Origin of the sequence: Pseudomonas sp. JV245A, assembly GCF_032424515.1 — a bacterium.
GTDB lineage: Bacteria > Pseudomonadota > Gammaproteobacteria > Pseudomonadales > Pseudomonadaceae > Aquipseudomonas > Aquipseudomonas protegens.
Genome location: NZ_VYKE01000276.1, coordinates 1 through 3,642, shown reverse-complemented (window position 1 = coordinate 3,642; position 3,642 = coordinate 1). Strand labels below are relative to the sequence as shown.

Genomic DNA, 3,642 nt, shown 5'->3' with positions numbered 1-3,642 from the left:
GTAGGAGCCGGCTTGCCGGCGAAAGGGCTCTCAATGTTTCAGCGCCCGATTGCCCTGCCCCACTGCCCAATCCACCACTTGCCGGGTCAGCGCATCGCCGGCCTGGCCAAATCCTGTGACCACCGCCGGCACCCCGGTTTCAGCCAGCGCTTGGCGCACTTCGAAGCGCCGGCTGGCGAGGATCTTCTGGTCGTAGCCACGAATCAGCCGCGCATCCAGGCGGATCACCACCTGGGCGGCGTTGCCCTGGTATTCGGTCTGGAAGGCTTGCAGGTCGCCGCCCAGGGCCAGGTCGGTCTGCAGGTTGCTGTCATCGGTGCTCAACAGCTGGACCCGGCCATCGCGCTGGAAGCCGTCCAGCAGGCGGTTACGCAGCAGGATCGGTGCCGGATCGCTCCAGCGCGAGGCCTTGTAGCTGCTGATCAGGTTGCCCTGGGGAATCACCGCGATCCGTGCGCTGTTCAGCGCATCCCCGGCCTGGGGCTTGAGCAACTGCAAGGACCACGGCAGGGCCTGGTTCGGCGCCGTGGCGCCGGCCTGGCTTACCGGCAGCCGATAGATGTCCAGCGGCTCGCCCTTGGGCAGTATCGAGCAGGCCCCGGTCAGGGCCAGGGCGGCGCTCAGGCCCAGGGGGGCAAGCAGGCGATAGGCACGCTTCATGGCGTGAACTCCTTGTTCTTCTCGTTACCCAGCAGGTAACCGCCGGGGTTGGCTTCCAGGCGCCGGGTGATGGCCCGCAGCGAGCTCAGGGTCTCGCGCAGCTCGCGGACGGCTGGCGCCAGGCCGTTGAGGCCCTGCATGCCGTTGTTCAGCGAGTCCTGGTTGTCGCTCAGCAGTTTGTTCAGGGTGGCGCTGCTTTGCTCCAGGGAGCGCATGGCGTGCTCGGCGCTGCCGAACATCTGCTTGCCCTGGTCGTTGAGCAGCCCGTTGGCGTTGCGCATCAGCGCGGTGGTCTGTTCCAGCATGGCGCCGGTCTGCTTGCTGATGGAGCCCAGTTGCTGCATCAGCTGGCGCAGGTCGTCGCGCTGCTCGGCGATGCTGGCGGAGGTCTTCTGCAGGTTGTCCAGGGTGCTGCTGACCCGGGCCACGTTGTCCGGGGAGAACATGCGGTTGGCGTTGTGCAGCAGCAGGTTGACCCCGGTCATCAGGTCGTTGCTGTTGTTCAGCAGGCGGGCGATGGGCGACGGTGAGGCGATGATGGTGGGCAGTTCGCCGTCCTTGCCCTTGAGGGTCGGGCTTTGCGGCGTGCCGCCGCTGAGCTGGATGATCGAGGTGCCGGTGATGCCGGTCAGGGCCAGCTTGGCCTGGGTGTCCTCCTTGATCGGCGTCTCGCTGCCCAGGCGGATCTGTGCCAGCACCCGGCGCGGGTCCTTGGGGTCCAGGCGCAGGTTGACCACATCACCGACCTTGATCCCGCTGTATTGCACGGAGCTGCCCTTGGACAGGCCACTGACCGCCTCGTTGAAGACGATCTGGTAGTCCTGGAAGGCGCTGTCGACGCTGGACTTGGCCAGCCACAGGCCGAACAGCAAGGCGCCGGCCACCACGATCACGGTGAACAGGCCGATCAGTACATGATGGGCTCGGGTTTCCATGTCATCCCTCGTTGGTCTGTGTAGCGGCCTGGTAGGCCGCGCGGCCGCGAGGGCCATGGAAGTATTGGTGAATCCATTCGTCGTCGGTCTCGGCGACGATATCGATGGCATCCGCCACCAGTACCTTTTTCTGCGCCAGCACCGCCACACGGTCGGTGATGGTGTAGAGGGTGTCCAGGTCGTGGGTGACCAGGAACACACTGAGCCCCAGGGCATCGCGCAGGGTCAGGATCAACTGGTCAAAGGCGGCGGCGCCCACCGGGTCGAGGCCGGCGGTGGGTTCGTCGAGAAACAGGATGTCCGGGTCCAGGGCCAGCGCCCGGGCCAGGGCAGCGCGCTTGATCATCCCGCCAGAGAGCGAGGCCGGGTATTTGTCGGCCGCCGACAGCGGCAGGCCGGCCAGGGCCAGCTTGACCGCCGCCAGGTGTTCGGCATCGGCACGGGACAGGCCGGCATGCTCGATCAATGGCAGGGCGACGTTCTCGGTCACGGTCAGCGAGGTGAACAGCGCGCCCTTCTGGAACAGTACGCCGAAGCGTCGTTCGATCAGCGAACGTTGCTGTTCCGGCAGGCTTGGCAGGTCCTGGCCGAATACCCGCACCGAGCCTTCGCTGGGCTGGCGCAGGCCGACGATGCTGCGCAGCAGTACCGACTTGCCGCTGCCCGAGCCGCCGACCACGCCGAGGATCTCGCCCTGGTACACATCCAGGTCGAGGTTCTCGTGCACGCTCTGCTTGCCGAAGCGGTTGCACAGGCCACGGACCTCGATCACCGCCTTCGCCGGCGCGCGTGGCGGCCGGCTCACCAGCCCATCTCCATGAAGAACAGCGCGGCCACGGCATCGATGACGATCACCACGAAGATCGACTGGACCACGCTGGAGGTGGTGTGGGCGCCCACCGACTCGGCGCTGCCGCTGACCTTGAAGCCTTCCAGGCAGCCGATGGCGGCGATCAGGAAGGCGAAGATCGGCGCTTTCACCAGGCCCAGCAGGAAGTGCTTCACGCCGATATCCGAATGCAGCAGCGAGAGGAACATCGCCGGGGAGATATCCAGGGACAGGGCGCAGACCACCGCGCCACCGACTATCCCCGAAAGCATCGCCAGGAACGTCAGCATCGGCAGCGACACCAGCAGGGCCAGGACCCGAGGCAGCACCAGCAGCTCTACCGGGTCCAGGCCCAGGGTGCGGATGGCGTCGATCTCTTCATTGGCCTTCATCGAGCCGATCTGCGCGGTGAAGGCGCTGGCGGTGCGCCCGGCCATGAGAATCGCGGTGAGCAGTACGCCGAATTCCCGCAGGAAGGAAAATGCCACCAGGTCCACGGTAAAGATGCTGGCGCCGAAGTTGGCCAGCACGGTGGCGCCGAGAAAGGCCACCACCGCGCCCACCAGAAAGGTCAGCAGGGCGACGATGGGCGCCGCGTCGAGGCCGGTCTGTTCGATGTGTGCCACCACCGGGGTGATGCGCCAGCGCTTGGGGCGCAGCAGGCCGCGGGCCAGGGTTTCCAGGATCAGGCCGATGAAGCCCAGGACCTTCAGGGTGTCCTGCCAGACGGTATAGACCGCGCTGCCAATGCGCGAAAGCAATTGCACGCTGACCGAGATCTCCGGTTCCTTGACCGGTACGCAGAAGTCGTTCAACGAGGTGTAGACCGTGTGCAGCAGCGCGCGGTCGGCGGCGGACAAGGTGCAGTCGGGGTGTTCGGCGGACTGCCCCAGGCGTTCTGCCCCCAGCAGTTCCACCAGCAGCGACGCGCCGGCGGTGTCCAGGGCGCCGAGGCCGTTGAGGTCGATATGGGTGCTGCTGTCGTAGCGGCCGTCCAGGGATTGGCTGAGGCGCTTGAGGTCGCTGTAGTGCGCCAGCGTCCAGTCGCCGCCGATGCGCAATTGCGCCGGGGAGTGGGCAAGGTCCAGTTGAGCGGTGCCGGGCGTCACGCTGCTAGTCATAAGCTCCGAGCTTGTGTGGCCATTTCGCAGTGCTACGTAATAGCACGATCCCGGTTACTTTGCCTCGCCGGTCTTGGCCGCGTCTTGATCTGGAGCG

Annotated in this window: 4 protein-coding genes; all 4 read right to left on the bottom strand. The window is 66.2% G+C overall.

Translation table 11 applies throughout. The features are described 5' to 3' along the window. Positions 1–30: 30 nt before the first annotated feature. Genes F6S12_RS30420 through F6S12_RS30405 form a run of 4 tightly spaced genes read right to left on the bottom strand, consistent with a single transcriptional unit; the run spans position 31 to position 3,545 of the window. Positions 31–660, bottom strand: a complete 630-nt coding sequence (locus tag F6S12_RS30420) for an ABC-type transport auxiliary lipoprotein family protein (protein ID WP_011058484.1) — start codon at positions 658–660, stop codon at positions 31–33. Then, positions 657–1,595 carry an MlaD family protein gene (locus F6S12_RS30415; protein WP_011058485.1) on the bottom strand — a complete coding sequence of 313 codons (939 nt, stop codon included), beginning with the start codon at positions 1,593–1,595 and terminating at the stop codon, positions 657–659. Before F6S12_RS30415 ends, F6S12_RS30420 begins: the two co-directional genes overlap by 4 nt. A gap of 1 nt (position 1,596) precedes the next feature. Beyond that, entirely contained in the window at positions 1,597–2,400 is an 804-nt protein-coding gene (locus F6S12_RS30410) for an ABC transporter ATP-binding protein (protein ID WP_011058486.1), read from the bottom strand. Next, positions 2,397–3,545, bottom strand: coding sequence for an ABC transporter permease (locus F6S12_RS30405; protein WP_011058487.1), 1,149 nt, complete (start codon positions 3,543–3,545; stop codon positions 2,397–2,399). The genes F6S12_RS30410 and F6S12_RS30405 overlap by 4 nt, the downstream gene beginning before the upstream one ends. Between the last annotated feature and the right edge of the window lie 97 nt (positions 3,546–3,642).